This window comes from Streptomyces sp. RPT161, assembly GCF_027533845.1.
Taxonomy (GTDB): Bacteria; Actinomycetota; Actinomycetes; order Streptomycetales; family Streptomycetaceae; genus Streptantibioticus_A; species Streptantibioticus_A silvisoli_A.
Genome location: NZ_JAPZVN010000007.1, coordinates 43108 through 59854, shown reverse-complemented (window position 1 = coordinate 59854; position 16747 = coordinate 43108). Strand labels below are relative to the sequence as shown.

The following is a 16747-nucleotide window of genomic DNA, read 5'->3' as shown; positions in this document are numbered from 1 at the left end:
AGTGGTTCGTCCGCGGTGTCAGGACAGGCAGGTGGTGCGGGTGGCGTGCGCGGGGTCGAGGGCGTTGGCCGTCTCGTGGAACGCCACCCGGTCCATCAGGCCGATCGTCACATGCTCGGAGAGGTCGAGTGGGCACAGGTCCTGGACCAGCACGTTGTGCACGTCGGGGCCGTTCAGGAACTGCGAGGTGTACGGCGTGACGACCTCGTCGTACTTGGTGGCGATCACGGTGTAGTGCACTCCGGGGACGGTGTCGCCGCCCGCGTTGAGCTTCTGGATGAACGGCGATCCTGCCACCTGGTCGGTCAGCCCCGGGGTCTTCTCCTCCAGCCACTTGGCGGCGCCGGGGAAGTAGGGCAGCAGCTTGGTCAGGCCGTCCAGGGTCGTCCCGTGGTTGGAGGGGGCGATGCCGACCAGGGTGTCCACCTTCGGGGCGCCGCCGAGGAACTTCAGGTAGTAGCGCGGCAGCATGCCGCCCTGGGAGTGGCCGACCAGGTCCACCTTCTGCGCGCCGGTGGCGGCCAGCACCTTGTCGACCTCGTCGGCCAGCTGCTGTGCGGACTGGGCGATCGGTCCCAGTCCGTCGAAGACGGGCACTCCGGGCAGTTGTCCGTAGTCGAAGGAGAAGACGCAGTACCCGCGGTTGACCAGGTACGGTGCCAGCGCCAGCCAGTTGTCCGTTCCGTTGCCCAAGGTGCCGTGCACGAGTACGACCGGCCGCTGGTGGTCGGCCGACGGCTTGCAGTCGTAGTTGTTCCATCCGCTGGTCGGCGCGTCGTCCGCCGCCGCGGGGGTGGCCACGGCGGTGGCGGCCGCGAGCACCAGTGCGGAGATGAGGCCGACGGTCCGGCTCCGACGCTTCAGGGGCAGCTTCAACGTGGTCTCCTCACAAATCAGGCAGGGCTGAGGCAGGGAAGGACTCCCGAGTTGACGCTTTGTGATCCGGACCACAAGATGCTGCGTGAAGCTATAGTTACGGGCAAGTAACAACACTCGCTAGTTTCGCGTCGGTAAAGAATTGGCCAGGGCTTAGCGGAACTGTCACTGCCGGTTGGTCACTTGCCCCCCTGCCGCCGCGCGGCTACGCCACGCCGAGTACCGCCGCCGGACCGAGCACCCCTGCGCCGAAGCGGGCGCGGGCGCGGTCAGTGGCCTCCTCTATGCGGCGGGCCTTGTCGTCATCCGCGTCCAAGGTGAGCTGGTGGGCGGCGAGTTCGGCGGCCGTGAGGCCCTCGGCGCGCAGCGCCACCGCCCGCACCCGGGCGCGTTGCAGCCCGAGCGCCGTGTACATGCGGTACGCGGCGTCGGTGAGCGCCGCGGTGTGCCCGGTCGGCTCGGGCAGCGCACGGGTTCGGGTGGTGGTCGAGCGGTCGGCGTAGCGGACGGTGAGGGTCAGGGAGCGGGCGACCTGGCCCGCGCCCCGTAGCCGCGCGCCCAGTTCGTCGGTGAGCGACAGCAGTGCGCGGCGGTGCCGCACCGGGTCCAACTCGTCGCGGTCGAAGCGCCGTTCACCGCCTATGGAGCGGGCCGGCGCGTTCGGGGTGACCGGTGTCGGATCGATGCCGCGGGCCCGCTCGTACACCCGGCGCCCGGCGCTCACGCCGAGGATCCGTTGCAGGGTGCCCAGCGGTACGGCGGCGATCCGGCCGACGCTGTCCAGCCCGTAGTCGCCGAGCAGCCGCGCCGTGGCGGGCCCCACGCCGTGCAGCGCGGCGGCGGGCTTACCGGCGAGGAAGGCGGCGACCGCGTCCGGCTCGGCGGACAGCGCGCGCACCGCGCCCCGCTGACCGTCGTACGCGACCATCCTGGCCAGCACGGGGTTGGCGGCGACGCCGATGGTGCAGTCCACGCCGTGGCGGGCCAGCGCCCGCACCCTGATCAGGTCCGCCAACTCCTCGGCGGTGCGCCCGAAGTAGCGCAGACTGCCCCGCACATCGGCGAGCGCGGCGTCCGGCGGCAGCGCCTCCACCACCGGTGTGATCTCACCGAGCAGGGCGAGCAGCGCCCCGTAGGACTCCTCGCTCAGGGCGGCGCCCTCGGCGGAGTGCAGATGGACGTACAGCACATGCGGCACGTCCCGCGGTGCGGACACCAGGGTGAGCCGTCGCCCGGCGCCGGTTGCGGGCGACTCGGTGAACCGGGTCACCGCATCGTATACCTGACGCCCAGTCATCCCGCGCTCCCCGGGCTTGAGTGCCACAACTTGCGGCCGGTGGCGGCGCCTTCGCCGGGCGGCTGGAGGTCGGCCCACGGGTGAAGCTGGTAGCCGGTGGGCAGGTGGATTCGGCGGCCGTCGGCGCCGTCCGTGTCGTCCCGCGGCCCCGCCACCGCCGCCAGCCGCTCGGAGACCGCCGCGAGCCCGCCTTCCCCGCGCAGTTCGGCCAGTTCCGCGAGGTTCCACGCGGCGGCACCGACCACGCTGAGGCTGCGCGGGCCGCGCCGCTGCACCACCCCTCGCACCAGCAGCAGCCAGGAGTGGAAGACGGTGTGCGCGCAGGCGGCGTGGCTGTCGTCGAAGAAGGCGAGGTCGACCAGGCCGGTGCCGTCGTCCAGGGTGGTGAAGATGACACGGCGCCCGGAGCGGATCGGCGGGGTCTGGGTGGCCGCCTTCGCCCCGGCGACGAGGACGGTCTCACCGTGCCGCACCGCGCCCAGCCGGTTCGCCGGGACCACTCCCAACTCCCCCAGGAACGCGCGGTGGTCGTCCATCAGGTGCCGCGAGGAGTCCATGCCGAGCACCCCGAGTTCGGCGCTCAGCCGTTCGCCGTCGTCCATGTCGGGCAGTCCGGTGCGGGCCGCGCCGGTCCCCGTCTCCCCGGCGGGCAGCGGGAGTTGGCCGTCCCGGGCGGACCTGCCGCCGCGGTGCAGCTCGGCGGTCTGGAGCAGCAGGTCCCGCCGGTTCTGGCCGAAGGCGTCCAACGCGCCGACCCTGACCAGCCGTTCGGCGACCGGGCGGCTGGGGCGGGCCCGCTGCCACAGGTCCGACAGCGAGGAGTACGGCTGCCCGGCGACCAGGCGGGCGGCCTCCTGCTCACTGATGCCGTGCACCTCGGACAGCGCCAGCCGCAGACCCCACTTACCGGACACCAGTTCGATTCGATAGTCCACACCGGACCGGTTCACGTCCAGCGGCAGCACCGGCACCCCGCGCCGCCGCGCGTCGGCGAGCAGCAGCCGCTTGGGGTACATACCGGGGTCGTGGGTGAGCACTCCTGCGTAAAAGGCCGCCGGATAGTGGGACTTGAGCCAGGCCGACTGGTAGGTCGGTACGGCGAAGGCCACCGCGTGCGCCTTGCAGAAGCCGTAGGAGCCGAAGGCCTCCAGGATCTCCCAGGTGTGCCTGATGACCTCGGGCGAGTAGTCCCGGCCGCGCGCCCGCGCGGTGAACCAGGCCCGCACCCGTCCCTGGAGGTCGGGGTCGGACAGCGCACGCCGCTTCTCGTCGGCCTCGTCCCGTTCGCAGCCGGTCATGATCCGCATGATCTCGATCACCTGCTCATGGAAGACGACAACTCCATAGGTCTCCTTCAGCACTTCCGCCAGGTCGGAGTGCGGATAGCGCGGCTGCCTGCGGCCGTGCCTGGCCTCGATGAAGGGGCGCACCATGTCTGCCGCCACCGGGCCGGGCCGGAACAGCGAGATGTCGACCACCAGGTCGTGGAAGGTGCTGGGTTGCAGCCGTCCGATCAGATCGCGCTGGCCCGGCGACTCGATCTGGAAGCAGCCGAGCGTCTCGCTGGACCTGATCAGGTCGTAGGTCGCGCGGTCGCCGGGCGGTACCGCGCCCAGGTCGATCCGCTCGCCCGAGGCCCGCTCCACCTCCTTGATCGCGTGCGCCATCGCGGACTGCATTCGCACCCCGAGCACATCGAGCTTGAGCAGCCCGAGTTCCTCCACGTCGTCCTTGTCGAACTGGGACATCGGGAGGCCCTCGCCGCTGGTCGGCATGACCGGGGTGCGGTCCAGCAGTCCGGCGTCGGAGAGCAGCACTCCGCACGGGTGCATGGCGACCCCGCGGGGCAGCCCGTCCAGCGCCTCGACCAGCTCCCACATCCGCCCGTACCGGTCCGCGTCGATCCCCCGCAGCTCGGGGAGTTCGGCGAGCGCGGCACGGGCGTCTCGGGCCCGGATGTGCGGGAAGGACTTCGCCAGCCGGTCGGTCTCCATCGGGTCCATGCCGAGGGCGGCGCCCACGTCCCGTACGGCGTGCCGGACCCGGTAGGTCTCGGGCATCGCGACGGTCGCCACGCGGTCGGCGCCGAAGCGGTCGAAGATCGCCCGGTAGACCTCCAACCGCCGGGCGGACTCCACGTCGATGTCGATGTCGGGCAGCGCGGCCCGGCGGTCCGACAGGAAGCGCTCCATGAGCAGGCCGTGCTCCACGGGGTCGGCGCCCGCGATTCCCAGCAGATGGTTGACCAGGCAGGACGCGCCCGAGCCGCGGGCGGCGACCCGGATGCCGAGGGCCCGGGTGTCGTCCACGACCTGGGCGACGGTGAGGAAGTACCCGGCGTAGCGCAGCCGTTGGATGATGCCCAGCTCGTGTTCCAGCCGGTTCCAGTGCTTCCGGCTGCGGTCGTATCCCCTGACCACCATGGCGGCGGCGCAGCGGGACCGCAGCACCCGGTCGGCACTGCGGTCTCCCGCGCCGACCAGGTCCGGCTCGGGGAGGTGCACCCGCCCCATGCCGAGGTCGTCCGCCGGGTCGACGGCGCACTGCGCGGCGGTGCGCGCCGTCTCGTCCAGCAGCCGGTACGCGACGGCACGGCGGTATCCGGCGGCCTCGGCGATCCGCTCGGCGATCCTGACCATGGACGCGGTGTCCTTGAGCCAGCGCTCTCCGGTGTCCAGCGACTCCTGCCTGTGGTTGTCGATGGGCACCAGCAGGCGCGCCGCGTCCAGGACGTCCGCGACCTCGCCCTGCCCCGGGTCGGCGTACCGCACGGCGTTGCTCAGCACCGGCCGCACCCCCTGCTCGGCGGCGAAGCCGAGGGTACGGGCGGCAAGGCGCAGCGAGCCGGGGCCGGTGCCGTGCCGTCCGTGGTACGCGGCCTCCAGCCGCAGCGCGTCCCCGTACACCTCCCGCCAGGGCGCGAGCAGCCGGGCGGCCCGGTCGGGCCGGCCGGCGGCCAGTTCCCTGCCGACCCCGGAGTCGGCGCCCAGCAGTACGGTCACCCCTTCGCCGGTCAGGTCCTGCCAGGTCAGCCGGGGCCGCCCGGGGGCACGGTGGGCTGCGGAGACCAGTCGGCACAGCGCGGCCCAACCGGCCGCCCCGTCCCGGGCCAGGAAGATCGCGCGCGGCGCCGACTCGTCGACGAAGGCACCGCCCCGTGCCGGAGCGGGCCGCCGCGCCGCGCTGTCCGCGGTGCCCTGCTCCGGCACCTCCGGCACGGCGAGCCCGGCCCCGAAGACCGGCCGCACCCCGACCTTCCGACACGCCCCGGCGAACCGCACCGCCCCGGCGACGGTGTCCCGATCGGTCAACGCCAGCGCGTCCATCCCCCGCTCAGCGGCGCACTCCGCCAACCGCTCCGGGTGACTGGCCCCATACCGCATGGAAAACCCGGAGAGGGCGTGCAGGTGTGTAAAGCCAGCCATGCACACCTCCCGCTTCCCACTCGCGCCCCTCCCTCCGCTTCCGCCCATCGGGCCTTCTCAGGTCCACCTTAAACCAGATTTCGAATGCCCGTTCGAACATATGGTGTGGTGTTCGCAAGCCGCGAAAGCGACAAAACATCCCGGCGGCGAGGAGTCGATGTCAGACCCGTGTGATGTGATCTCCCACAGCGGCGGCGTTCGGACGGGGGTGGCGAGATGGCGGAGCGGACTCGCGGTGTGCGGGTGCGGATCGAGCCGTGGGGAGAAGGTGATCTCGAACTGCTGCGGCGGCTCAACGCACCGGAGATGACCGAGCACCTCGGGGGCCCGGAGAGCGCGGAGCAGGTCCTCGCACGACACGAGCGGTATGTGCGGACCGGCGGGATGTTCCGGGTGGTGCTGCCGCACGGCGAGCCGGTCGGCAGTGTCGGGTACTGGGAGCGGCCGTGGCGGGAGGGGACCGTGTACGAGACCGGCTGGGGGGTGCTGCCGCCGTTTCAGCGGCGGGGCATAGCGGCCGCGGCCATGGCGGCGGTCGTGGACCGGGTCAGGGCGGAGCGGAAGCACCGGTACCTCCACGCCTTCCCGTCCGTCGGCAATCCGGCGTCGAACGCCCTGTGCCGCGGGCTCGGCTTCTCGCTGCTGGGCGAGTGCGACTTCGAGTACCCCCCGGGCAGCACCATGCGGTGCAACGACTGGCGCCTGGACCTCGCCGCCGGGTGATGCCACCGCCACGGCATGGAACCGCCGTCCGCCACCTTCGCGTCTCGACGGCCATGGATGCGGCGACCGTCATCAGGACCGCGGCCATCGGCGACCTGGACGCCATGGTCGATGTGCACACCCAGGCGCGTACCGCGTACTACCGCGCGGGCGGACTGGCCGACGCGGAGTTCGCCGACCCGGCCGAGCACGCGCAGCGGATCGCCGGATGGCGGCAGGCGATCGGCGGCGGGCGGCACCTCACGTTGTGCGCGGTGCGTGGCGAGCGGGTGGTGGGGGTGCTGTCGATGGGGACGCCGAACGAGGGGGTCTGCGAGCTGTACCAGATCCATGTGCGGCCCGGTAGTTGGGGGTTGGGCATCGGCGGCCGGTTGCACGCGGCGTATGTGGCGGCGCTACGGGACGCGGGTGCGCCGTACGGGCGGCTCCGCGTCTGGGAGCGCAACGCCCGTGCCCGGGCGTTCTACGCCCGCCACGGCTGGCGGGCCGACGGGCAGCGCGCGCCCGGGCCGGGCGGCACGGAGTACCTAGGGATGCGGCTCGCCGCCGGGTGACTCCTTCTCCCACAGCGGATGTTCACGACGCGCCCAGGCCCGCGCCACCCAGCCGGTGCGCATGCCCCGGCGGGCTTCCGGGTCATGGGCCGCCATCCAGATGTGCCCCAGCACCAGGATGGCGATGACCAGCGCCAGCCAGTCGTGCACGAAGGTGGCACCGGTGCGCCACACCAGTGGGGCGAGATGGGTGAACCACATCATCAGGCCGGTGCCGAGCATCACCAGTACCGCCCCCGCGACAAGGGCCGCGTACAGCTTCTGCCCGGCGTTGAACTTGCCCGCGGGGACCGGGCGCGGGACCGTCCGGTACCGCAGTGCGGCGCTCAGCCAGCGCCGGTCGTGCGTGTTGAAACGGTTCAGGCGGCGCAGGTCGGCGCGGACGGCCCGGAAGGCCAGACCGGCGAGCAGGGGCAGCGGCAGCAGCAGCCCCGTCCACTCGTGCACGGTCACCAACAGCCGTCGGCGGCCGACCAGTTCGGCGAGCGCGGGCAGGTACAGGAAGGCGGCGGTGATCAGCGCGATGCCCATCAACACGGCGGTGGTGCGGTGGATCCAGCGCTCCGCGGTGGTGAAGCGGCGCAGGGCTTCAGGAGGTTGGGACATCGGTGCGTCCGTTCGACCGGCCCACCCAGGCGTCCACGTCGTACCCGTAGTGCTCCCAGTAGCCGGGCTGCACACGGTCGGTGAGGGTGATCCCGGACAGCCACTTGGCGGACTTGTAGAAGTACATGGGCGCGGCGTACAGCCGTACCGGGCCACCGTGCGCGGCGGTCACCGGCTTGTCGTCCATCTCGTAGGCGACCAGCATGTCCGGCCGTCCGGCCTGGTCCAGGGTGAGGCTCTCGCTGTACACCCCGTCGAAGCAGGTGAAGCGGAGCGCCTTCGCCTCGGGCCGCACACCGACCGCCGCCAGCAGGTCGGCGAGCCGCACCCCGGTGAACGCGTAGTGCGGCACCCGCCAGCCGGTCACACACTGCACGTCCCGTACCAGCCGGGTCCGCGGCATGGCCTGCAACCGCTCCAGGGTGTAGGTGGTCGGGCGGTCCACCAGGCCGTCCACGGTCAGCCGGTAGTCGGCGGCCGAGCGGTGCGGTATCGAGTCGGCCACCGAGTAGAAGCGGAAGCCCTGGCCGCCGGGCAGCAGCCCGGACAGTCCGGTCGGGTCCTTGGCCGTGACGGACGCCAGCAGGTTGTCCAGCCCGTTCTGCAGATACCCTCCGGCGGCCACCCCCGCCGCGCCGAGCCCGAGCATGCCGAGCACTACCCGCCGCCCGACGGGTGCGCCGCTGCCGTCCTTGCCCATGTTTCGATTCGACCACCAGTACCCCCACGGTGACCAGCGGAAACGGCCACCGTCACAGATCCGTAAGCTCTGGACCGCGCACGAGGGGCCGCCCGGCACGCCGAAGGCCGCCCGCACAACGTGCGCACGGACGGCCTTCGACGGGTGGGGGGATCACAAGGGCTCGGGGATGGTGCGGGTCCTTACGGGATGGTCGCGCCCTCGGCGCTCAGTGCCGCCGGGACCGGCTGGAAGAACGTCTCACCGCCGGAGGTGCAGTCGCCGCTGCCGCCGGAGGTCAGACCGAGGGCCGCGTCGCCGTCGAACAGCGCACCGCCGCTGTCGCCCGGCTCGGCGCAGACGTTGGTGTCGATCAGGCCGGAGACCGTGCCCTCCGAGTAGTTGACGGTGGCGTCAAGTCCGGTGACCGAGCCGTTGTGCAGGCCCGAGGTGCTGCCGCTGCGCTCCACCTGCTCGCCGACGGTGGCGTCGGCGGCGTGGGTGATCGTCTGCTGGTTGCCATCGTAGGTGTCGACCGCGCTGGTGTGGTCGCTGTTCGGGTCGTCGTACTGCACCAGCGCGTAGTCCGTGCCGGGGAACTGCGAGTCGACGGTCTGCCCGACCTCGGAGCCGCCCTGGCTGTCGGACCAGGTCTGCGAGGCGTTGCCGCAGTGTCCGGCGGTCAGGAAGTACGGGGCACCGTTCTTGGTGACGTTGAAGCCGAGCGAGCAGCGCACCCCGCTGCCCCAGATGGCGTCACCGCTGAGGATGTACGGCTTGAACGGGGACTTCGCCTGCCGGAACGTCACCTTGTCGCCGAGTGACCTGACGGCCTTGTCCAGCCTGTTCCGGTTGGCTCCGGTCACGGTCGGGTCCGCGGTGACCACGACCTTGTCGCTGCGCGGGTCCACCGACCAGGCGGTGCCGGGTATGCGGGCCTGCTTGTTCAACGTGACCGTGGTGGCGTGCAGTTGGGCGGTGGAGTACTTGACGGTCCTGGGCACCGCACCGGCGGCGCGCACCGCGTCGGCGTCCGAAGGGCCGGTGACGTTGACGACGAGCCGCTTGGCCTGGGCGTCGTAGTACGAACCGGCCGCACGGTCGCCCAGATGGGTCGCGAGGGTGGAAGCGAGCTTGACGGCGGTGGCCTGGTTCAGGGCCGCCGGAGCGGCGGTGGCCGCGTTGGCGTTGGGCAGCAGGATGGCGCTGGCCGCGAGCGCGGCAACTCCCGCGCCGGCGAGGGCGATACGTCTGGTGGGAATACGCCGGTTGCTCAACTCGAACCTCCTGTGGGGGGTTGGGCTGCCGACCTGGTGGCCGAGCCCGGAGGAGTTGCAGGGATGAGTCGTGTGCATGCCAAGCTGCGCCGACGAGTATCCCGATACCACTTGATGACATGCAAGGTCCAATTCCGGTCTACGCCAAGGCTGGAATCCCCCACCACGAACACGCGGATCGCCCCCCGTACCCCTTTTGGGCGCGCGAAAGCCCCGCCCCTACCACCACGAATCGGCCACCTATGAAGAAGCTGTGAGAATCCTGTGACAGTAAGCGCTGTCCTATAAGCGCTGACCGTGTCCGGTTAACGGTCAACGGCTGGGCGCCAGGTCCTACTTCCCGTCCTCCGTGACGGTTCCGGCGTCCGGCTCGGCCTCGCCCAGCCGGACCTCGGGCAGCTCGCCGTCGGACAGTTCGGCGGGCTGCGCCTCAACCGACGGCTCCACACCGGGCGGTTCGCCGGGGATCTCGTTCGCCGTGGACGGCTCGGGCATCACGACGGACGACGCGGCGGGCGCCGACGCGGGGGCCACGGCAGCCGCCGCGTCCTGCTGCGGGTTCTGCGCGGCTCGCTCCAGAAACCTCAGCAGCTCCACCGGGAAGGGCAGCACCAGCGTCGAGTTCTTCTCGGCGGCCACCGCCGTCACCGTCTGCAGCAGCCGCAGCTGGAGGGCGGCGGGCTCATGGGACATCGCCGCGGCGGCCTGCGCCAGCTTCTTCGACGCCTGCAACTCGGCGTCCGCGTTGATCACCCGGGCCCGCCGGTCCCGGGCCGCCTCGGCCTGCCGGGCCATCGACCGCTTCATCGTCTCGGGCAGCGAGACGTCCTTGATCTCCACCCGGTCGATCTGGATGCCCCAGCCGAGCGCCGGACTGTCGATCATCAGCGCCAGGCCCTCGTTCAGCTTCTCGCGGTTGGAGAGCAGATCGTCCAGATCGCTCTTGCCGATGATGGAACGCAGCGAGGTCTGCGCCACCTGGAGCACCGCGAACCGGTAGTCCTCGACATTGATGATGGCGTCGCGGGGGTGGAGCACCTTGAAGTACACCACCGCGTCGACGCGCACCGTGACGTTGTCCCGGGTGATGCCCTCCTGGGCCGGGATGGGCATCGTCACGATCTGCAGATTGACCTTGCGCAGCCGGTCGACGACCGGCACGATCATGGTGAACCCGGGCCCGCGCAGCTTCTCGTGCGCATGCCCGAGACGGAACAGCACCCCGCGCTCGAACTGCTGGATGACGCGGGCGCCCGCGAGAAAGTACACCACGCCGAACGCCAGCACCGCCGACACCACGTCCACGACCATCACGGCCCCCTGCCGTCGCCGTACCAGCCAACCGCGGGCATCGTGAGATGTCCTCGTACCTCACGGTACGCCTCACGGCGGCAACCGTCAGTGGGACGCACACCGCCGACCGGTCGGCTACTCCTGGTAGTCGACCGGTCGGCGGTGGTGACCGCTAGCCGATGCTCGCCCCGTAGTGGCCGAGGGCCTCGGTCACCGGCTGGTAGTACGTCGTACCGCCCAGCAGGCAGTTGCCGCTGCCGCCGGAGGTCAGGCCCAGCGCGGTGTCCCCGGAGTACAGGGCGCCGCCGCTGTCGCCGGGCTCGGCGCAGACATCGGTCTGGATGAGGCCGGAGACGACGTCGCCGTTGCCGTAGTCGACGGTGGCGTTCAGCCCGGTGACCTCCCCGCTGTGCACGCCGGAGGTGCTGCCCCGCCGCTTGACCGGTTCGCCGACGTACGCGTCGGCGGCCCTGGTGATCACCTGGCCGCGGACCGCCCCCGGATGGGACGGCGTGGCGTTGGCGTACCGCACCAGTGCGTAGTCGTGGCCGGGGAAGGTGTAGTCGACGGTGGTGCCGACCAGCTTGGACTGTCCGGGGTCGGCGAACCACTGGGCGGCGACCTTCCCGCAGTGCCCCGCGGTGAGGAAGTAGCGCACATCGCCCTTGTGGACGTTGAAGCCGACCGAGCAGCGGAAGCCGCCGCCGTAGATGGGGTCGCCGCCGGCGAGCAGCCGGTCGAACCGCCCGTCCACCCGCCGCACCCGCACCTCGTCGCCGTACCGGGTGGCGGTGGCGCGCAGCGCGGCGAGCTGTGCGCCGCTCACCGTACGGTCGGCACTGACCACGAGTTGGTCGCTGCGCGGGTCCACCGACCAGGCGGTGCCCGGGATGTCGAGGGAGCGCAGGCGCGCTCCCACCGCGTCCAGTTGTGCCGTGCTGTGTCTGACGAGTCGGGCCCGCGCTCCGCTGGCCCGTACCGAACGCGCGGCGGCTTCGGAGGTGACGTTGACGACGGTGGTCCGGTCGGCGTTGTCGTAGTACGAGCCCGCGGTCGCCGTGCTGCCGAGGGCGCCGGCCAGGGCGGCGGCGGAGGCCGGCACGTCGGAGTACTCCGGGGCGGCCCCGGCGCTGTCGGCGGCGGGCAGGGCGATGACTCCGGCGGCCAGCAGTGCGCAGGTGACGGCCGTGGCGAGGGCACGTCTTTCGAGTCGGGGGCGGTGGTGGACGGGGCGGCGGTTGTGGACGCTGCGCTTGATCCTCACTCATGCCTCCTGTGCGGTGGAGAGCGCTGTCGCGGAGTATCCGGACGCCCCAACTCCCGCACAAGGGCGCCTTTTTGGACATGGCATGGCATGTCCTCCCAACCGTAGGGGCCGTCGGCACGGCCCCCGGCGTCAGTTCGCCGACCGATTTTGACGCGATATCAGTGGTTGTCCAATCCGGTACCATCCTCCGACTCTGCGGGCTGCCGCAGCCCGAGGTGCTCGCGCAGTGTGCTGCCCTCGTACTCCGTACGGAACGAACCGCGCTCGCGCAGCAGCGGGACCACGCGGTCCACGAACTCGTCGAGTCCGCCGGGGGTGAGGTGCGGCACCAGGATGAAGCCGTCGCAGGCGTCGGTCTGTACGAACTCGTCCAGCGCACCCGCCACCGTCTCCGGCGTACCGATGAAGGACTGGCGTCCGGTCACCTCGATGACTGTCTCCCGTATAGACAACTGCTTCTGCTCGGATATCTCGCGCCACTTGGCGGCGGTCGCCAGCCGGTCTCCGTGCCGTACCCGGCCCATCGTCACCTGGCCTTCCGGCTCCGGATCGACGTCGGGGAACGGGCCGTCCGGGTCGTATCCGGACAGGTCGCGCCCCCACACCTGCTCCAGGAAGACGATCGCGGTCTGCCCGGAGACCTGCTGGCGGCGGATCTCGACCGCCCTCTCCGCCGCCTCGGCGTCGGTGTCCCCGAGCACGAAGGTCACCCCGGGCATGATCTTCAGGTCCTCCGGCCGCCGCCCGTACCGCGCGAGGCGGCCCTTGACGTCCGCGTAGAAGGCGCGTCCCGCCTCCAGCGTGCCGTGCAGCGTGAAGATGACGTCGGCGGCCGAGGCGGCGAACTCGCGGCCCTCGGCGGAGTCGCCCGCCTGGATGACCACGGGGTGGCCCTGCGGGGAGCGGGGCACGGTGAACTCACCGTGGATGTCGAAGTGCCGGCCGTGGTGTACGAACGGCCTGGGCTCCTCGTCCAGCGGCCAGGAGTCCCACAACTCCCGTGCGGTGGCAAGGAATTCGGCGGCCCGTGTATAGCGGTCCGCGCGGTCAAGATATCCACCGCGCCGGAAGTTCTCCCCGGTGAACGCATCGGAGGAGGTCACCACGTTCCATGCCGCGCGCCCCTCACTGAGGTGGTCCAAGGAGGCCAGCCTGCGGGCGAGTTCGTAGGGCTCGTTGAAGGTGGCGTTGACCGTGGCGGCGAGCCCCAGCCGCTCGGTGACGGCGGCGAGCGCGGCGAGCACGCTGATCGCCTCGGGCCGGCCGACCACGTCCAGGTCGTGGATGCGGCCCTTGTGCTCCCGCAGCCGGAGCCCCTCGGCGAGGAAGAAGAAGTCGAAGGTGCCGCGCTCGGCGGTCTCGGCCAGGTGCTGGAAGGAGGAGAAGTCGATCTGGCTCCCCGAGCGCGGGTCCTGCCAGACGGTGGTGTTGTTGACACCGGGGAAGTGCGCGGCCAGATGCATCCGCTTCCTGGCGCGGTGTACACCGCTGGTCATCGGGAAGCCTCCTGCGGGCGAGCGTAGCGGTTGGAAGGTCGGCGCAGGCCGAGGTGGTCGCGCAGGGTGTCACCGGGATAGAACCGCCTGAACAGGCACCGCTGTTGCAGCAGCGGAACGGTGGCGTCGACCAGTCGTCCAAGGTCGCGCAGCGGTGCCGTGGGACGGATGTGGAAGCCGTCGGCCGCGCCGTCGCGGAACCAGTCGGCGATGCGCTCCGCGAGCCGCACCGCGTCCGCCGGGTCGATCAGCTGGACCTGGATCGAGGCGAGTACGGTGAGCCGGTCCGGGTCGCGTCCGGCGCCGGCGGCCAACTGCCGTATGGTGCGCCGGACGATGCGGGCGGTATCCAGGTCCTCGGTCCTTATATATATGACGTCCGCATGGCGCGCCGCGAAGGCGTGTACGGCCTCATCGGTGGCGTCCACGGCGATCACCGGGCGCCCCTGCGGCGGCCTGGGCACTATGGACGGGCCGCGCACCGAGAAGTGCTCGCCGACGAAGTCGACGTAGTGCAACTTGTCGCGGTCGACGAAGCGTCCGGTCGCCACATCGCGGATCTCCGCGTCGTCCTCCCAGCTGTCCCACAGCCGGGCCACCGCATCGGCGACCTCGTCCGCCTCCCGCCACAGCGCGACCGGTGGTGCGACCGGGCGGCGTCCCACATGGCCCGCCTCGGCCTCGGTCGCCGAGACCCGCACGGTCCAGCCCGCGCGGCCCCGACTGACCCAGTCCAGGGTGGCCAGGCCGGCGGACACATGGAACGGCTCGGTGTGCGTGGTGGTGACGGTCGGCACCAGTCCGACCCGCTGGGTTCTCGGCGCGACCCTGGACAGCACGGTGAGCGCGTCGAGCCGTCCCGTGCCGGGCGCGGGCGGCGCCAGGGAGTCGTCCAGGGTGACGAAGTCCAGCGAGCCGCGTTCGGCGAGCCGGGCCAACTCCACGTAGTACGCGGCCTGGTACTGGTCGGGGGCGTCGATGGCGGCGGCCAGGTGCAGCGGCCGGGTGGGGGCAGGCATCGTTGTCTCCCCTGGTCAGCGGCGCGCGGCGGCGGCCGGGTCGGTCAGTGGCATGGGGTTTCCTTCGAGTTTGAGGCGTTCAGGCACTGAGCCGTGCGGTGCCGGGCCGCTCGCCGAGGAAGGCGAGGACGGCCCGGGCCGTGGCGTCGTTCTGCCGGAACGCGGGGGCGTTGGTTCGGGGACGGGCGAAGGCCGCGTAGGCGCGCCCGTTGGTGTGCGGGCCGAGGGCGAGGCGGCGCGGGTGCGGGCGCCCGTCGCGGCCGATGAGGCGGGCGTCGGCCGGGTCGACCGCGAGCAGGCCGGTGGGCAGCAGGTGGTCGCCGTCGCACAGCATCTCCTCGCCGCCCGCGCCGTCCTCGGCCAGCGAGCGCAGCAGCCGGTCGCGGGAGCGGTGCACCGAAGGCCCCGGCAGCCGCGCCTCGACCAGCGCCGTCGCCTCAACCGTGCCGGGCACGCCGGGACTTGAGGCCCGGAACACCCCGCGCTCGCGGTCCGCCTCGACGGTCAGGCCTGCGCCGAGGAACCGTACGGCCCCGGCCCGGGACAGCGCCAGCAGTTGCCGCAGCCGGGGGGCGGGCGGCCCGGAGGCGTAGTAGCTGAAGAAGCCGTGCCACCAGCCGTCCAGGTCGGCGATCCGGGAGCGGGCGGTGAGCCTGCCCGAGCCGATGATCCGCACCAACTGCCCGTAGACCGCCAGCAGGGCGAGGAAGACCGCGAGGTCCGGGCTGTGCCGGGGGTCGGCGCGGCGGTCGAGGTCGGCCTGGATGTAGTCGCACAGGTAGCGCTGGAACGATTCTTCGTCCGGGAAGCGCAGTCCGGACAGCGGATGGTCCAGGGCGTCCGGGTCGAACCGGTCGGCGGGGTCCGGCACTCCGTCGTTGACCAGCGCGTCCAGTTCGGCGCTGGCGGGCGCGGCGGCGGCGTACTTCTCCTCGAAGTCCGGCCAGTTGACCCGGGTGCGCTCGGGGTGGGCGGTGAACAGCCGGTGGTAGAAGGCGTAGCCGAGTTCCTTGGCGATCAGCGGCCACACATCGCGCCGGAAGTCCAACCGCCCTGGCCCGGCCAGCAGTTGGTCGACGGCCGCCGGGCCGAAGAAGCGCGGCAGCGGGGTGCGCTCCCCGGTCCAGCCGTAGCCGATCTTCGAGTGGTACGGGACACCTCGCCGCGAGCCGACGTGGAGCAGCGGTTCACGGCCGGAGGGCCGGTACGTCAACCGCCCTCGCGCGTCGCTCTCGTAGCGTCCGCCGCGGCCCTCGGTGAGCAGCACCATCAGGTCGATGAAGGCGAGTCCGAAGCCGCGCACGATGACCGTCTGGCCTGGGCGCAGCGCGGACAGGTCGGTGTCGGCGGTGTACGCGGGCGGCAGGTGGACCAGGCCGTGGCGAGCGGCGAAGGCGGACAGCGCGCGCTGCTCCGGGTCCGGTTCGGAGTCCAGGTGGCCGAGGGCCAGCACCACCAGGTCGGCGGTGAGCGGGGCGGCCACCCCGTCCAGCCAGACCCGCTGGCGGCCGTCGAGCGGCCCGGTGACCCGTACCGCGCGGTACGGGTGCCGGTGCACCCTTACCCCGGGCGGCAGCGCGGCCACCGCCTGTTCGTACACCCAGCCGAGGTAGGCGCTCTGCACCCGCCTGGACGGGAAGCCGTCGGCACGCAACCCCCCTATCTCCTCGGCGAGTTCGGGTGGCGGACTGATGCTTCCCGCCCTGACCCGCTCGGCCCACTGGGCCAGTGAGGGGCCGGGGCGGATCGGCCCGGCGCACTCCACGGACTCGTCGAGGAACATCGTGACGTCCTCGGCCATGGAGTTCATCCACAGCAGCGGTGACTGCTCGTATCGCCAGACCCGTCCGGCGCCTGCCGGGTACGGGTCCACCATGTGGATGTCGAGGCGTGAACCGCCATATATATCAGGCGCGTTGGCCGCTATCCGTTCCAGCAGCCCGGTACCGCGCGGTCCGGCGCCCACGATGACGAGCGACGGCACGGAGGCGTCCGGCTGCCCGGGACGCGCGGGATATGGCGGGGAGTCAGAGGGCACAGGCATGTGAAGGCTCCGTGGCATACGGGTGGAAACTGCACGGGAACTGCCTTCACACGGAAACCGCGCCCCTCAACGCGGTCCGGCCGTCACGACATGGCGACGGCCTGGCTTGAGGCTAAGCCCGTCGTGCGGGCCACTGTCAAGCCTGTCCGAAAGGTGAGCACCGCGTCTCATCTTGGTTGACGGGCACGCGC

Annotated in this window: 13 protein-coding genes; 2 read left to right on the top strand and 11 right to left on the bottom strand. The window is 71.7% G+C overall.

Going from position 1 to position 16747, the window contains the following annotated elements:
• Window positions 1-18 precede the first annotated feature (18 nt).
• The 3 genes from O5O46_RS16445 to O5O46_RS16435 all read right to left on the bottom strand — a co-directional run bounded on the left by O5O46_RS16445 (window position 19) and on the right by O5O46_RS16435 (window position 5598).
• Complete coding sequence (locus O5O46_RS16445; RefSeq protein ID WP_443072556.1) at window positions 19-870, bottom strand: esterase/lipase family protein; 852 nt, start codon at window positions 868-870, stop codon at window positions 19-21.
• Between the two features lie 211 nt (window positions 871-1081).
• A complete protein-coding gene (locus tag O5O46_RS16440) occupies window positions 1082-2173 on the bottom strand; it encodes a DNA polymerase Y family protein (protein ID WP_269856180.1) in 1092 nt (363 codons plus the stop codon).
• On the bottom strand, window positions 2170-5598 hold the full coding sequence (locus O5O46_RS16435; RefSeq protein ID WP_269856179.1) for a DNA polymerase III subunit alpha: 3429 nt from the start codon (window positions 5596-5598) through the stop codon (window positions 2170-2172). Before O5O46_RS16435 ends, O5O46_RS16440 begins: the two co-directional genes overlap by 4 nt.
• Before the next feature lie 216 nt (window positions 5599-5814).
• Here O5O46_RS16435 and O5O46_RS16430 point away from each other — a divergent pair, with 216 nt between their 5' ends.
• Together O5O46_RS16430 and O5O46_RS16425 are read left to right on the top strand one after the other, a co-directional pair.
• Window positions 5815-6321 (top strand): GNAT family N-acetyltransferase, encoded by a 507-nt coding sequence (locus O5O46_RS16430; RefSeq protein ID WP_269856178.1) that lies wholly within the window; start codon window positions 5815-5817, stop codon window positions 6319-6321.
• A 53-nt stretch (window positions 6322-6374) separates the two neighbouring features.
• Window positions 6375-6875 (top strand): GNAT family N-acetyltransferase, encoded by a 501-nt coding sequence (locus tag O5O46_RS16425; RefSeq protein WP_269856177.1) that lies wholly within the window; start codon window positions 6375-6377, stop codon window positions 6873-6875.
• Here the strand turns inward: O5O46_RS16425 and O5O46_RS16420 are convergent.
• The 8 genes from O5O46_RS16420 to O5O46_RS16385 all read right to left on the bottom strand — a co-directional run bounded on the left by O5O46_RS16420 (window position 6849) and on the right by O5O46_RS16385 (window position 16556).
• The gene (locus tag O5O46_RS16420) at window positions 6849-7481 is read right to left on the bottom strand and encodes a cytochrome b/b6 domain-containing protein (protein WP_269856176.1); all 633 of its coding nucleotides are present in this window, start codon (window positions 7479-7481) and stop codon (window positions 6849-6851) included. The genes O5O46_RS16425 and O5O46_RS16420 overlap by 27 nt on opposite strands.
• Window positions 7465-8181: a molybdopterin-dependent oxidoreductase gene (locus O5O46_RS16415; RefSeq protein WP_269856175.1), complete on the bottom strand. Its 717-nt coding sequence runs from the start codon at window positions 8179-8181 to the stop codon at window positions 7465-7467. Before O5O46_RS16415 ends, O5O46_RS16420 begins: the two co-directional genes overlap by 17 nt.
• Window positions 8182-8363: 182 nt before the next feature.
• Window positions 8364-9437: a S1 family peptidase gene (locus O5O46_RS16410; protein ID WP_269856174.1), complete on the bottom strand. Its 1074-nt coding sequence runs from the start codon at window positions 9435-9437 to the stop codon at window positions 8364-8366.
• Between the two features lie 333 nt (window positions 9438-9770).
• The gene (locus tag O5O46_RS16405) at window positions 9771-10748 is read right to left on the bottom strand and encodes a slipin family protein (protein ID WP_269856173.1); all 978 of its coding nucleotides are present in this window, start codon (window positions 10746-10748) and stop codon (window positions 9771-9773) included.
• A 154-nt stretch (window positions 10749-10902) separates the two neighbouring features.
• The gene (locus O5O46_RS16400; RefSeq protein WP_269856172.1) at window positions 10903-11994 is read right to left on the bottom strand and encodes a S1 family peptidase; all 1092 of its coding nucleotides are present in this window, start codon (window positions 11992-11994) and stop codon (window positions 10903-10905) included.
• Window positions 11995-12155: 161 nt separating this feature from the next.
• Entirely contained in the window at window positions 12156-13493 is a 1338-nt protein-coding gene (locus tag O5O46_RS16395; protein ID WP_269856171.1) for an NtaA/DmoA family FMN-dependent monooxygenase, read from the bottom strand.
• Complete coding sequence (locus O5O46_RS16390) at window positions 13490-14512, bottom strand: LLM class flavin-dependent oxidoreductase (protein ID WP_269856170.1); 1023 nt, start codon at window positions 14510-14512, stop codon at window positions 13490-13492. The genes O5O46_RS16395 and O5O46_RS16390 overlap by 4 nt, the downstream gene beginning before the upstream one ends.
• 79 nt (window positions 14513-14591) lie before the next feature.
• Window positions 14592-16556, bottom strand: a complete 1965-nt coding sequence (locus O5O46_RS16385) for an FAD/NAD(P)-binding protein (RefSeq protein WP_269856169.1) — start codon at window positions 16554-16556, stop codon at window positions 14592-14594.
• Window positions 16557-16747 lie beyond the last annotated feature (191 nt).